Below are 766 nucleotides of genomic sequence, written 5' to 3' on the forward strand. Positions count from 1 at the left end.
GTTATTATTGCTTGCCCGGCAAAACTTTTTTACAATGTCTCGCTTCCAATTTCTTTATGGTTTATTACAAAAAACAAAAAGAACGGAAGATTTAGAAATAGAATTGGCGAAACTTTATTTATTGATGCCAGAGAAATTTACGAGCCAATCTCCAGAAAACAAGTGATATTTACTGATGAGCAAATTCAAGAGATAGCAAATACAGTTAGAAAATGGAGGGGACCAAGAGAGTACGGAGAATATAAAGATATTCCCGGATTTTGCAAAGCAGTAAAAATAGAAGAAGTTAGAAAAAATGGCTATGTTTTAACTCCTGGCAGATATGTTGGTGTAAAACTAGAAGAAGATGACGACATACCATTTAAAGAAAAAATGAAAAAATTAAAAGCAGAATTAGAAAAATATTTTGAAGAAGGTCGAAAATTGGAGGAGAGGATAAGGGAGAATTTGGGAAAGTTAGGGTTTTAAAGATATAAGAGGCTAAGCGGATAATTTTAAAAATTAAAAATATGGTAGAAAAAATTCCATACGAAACACCGGGGTGGGAAAAGAAGGCATTTAATTGCCCATTTTGTAATGCATATGCAAATCAGGATTGGTATGATTTAAGGATAGATAGAGGTCTACGTGTAGGTGAAATTTTGAAAGAGCTAAAAGTTTGTTTCTGTTCTCATTGCAATGAATTTTCAATCTGGTATCAACATAAAATGATTTATCCAGAATTTGCGGGTATTGAACCGCTAAATGGTGATTTAGATCCTGATAT

At 32.6% G+C, this 766-nt stretch carries 1 protein-coding gene and 1 pseudogene; both read left to right on the forward strand.

The window, feature by feature from the left end; translation table 11 throughout:
* A partial coding sequence (locus ACP5SP_RS08030) for an N-6 DNA methylase (RefSeq protein ID WP_428076558.1) occupies positions 1-468 on the forward strand: 468 nt, incomplete at its 5' end.
* 41 nt (positions 469-509) lie between these two features.
* Positions 510-766 (forward strand): annotated as a pseudogene (locus ACP5SP_RS08035) (DUF4145 domain-containing protein); the annotation flags it as partial.

The organism is Caldisericum sp., from assembly GCF_049967455.1.
Taxonomy (GTDB): Bacteria; Caldisericota; Caldisericia; order Caldisericales; family Caldisericaceae; genus Caldisericum; species Caldisericum exile_A.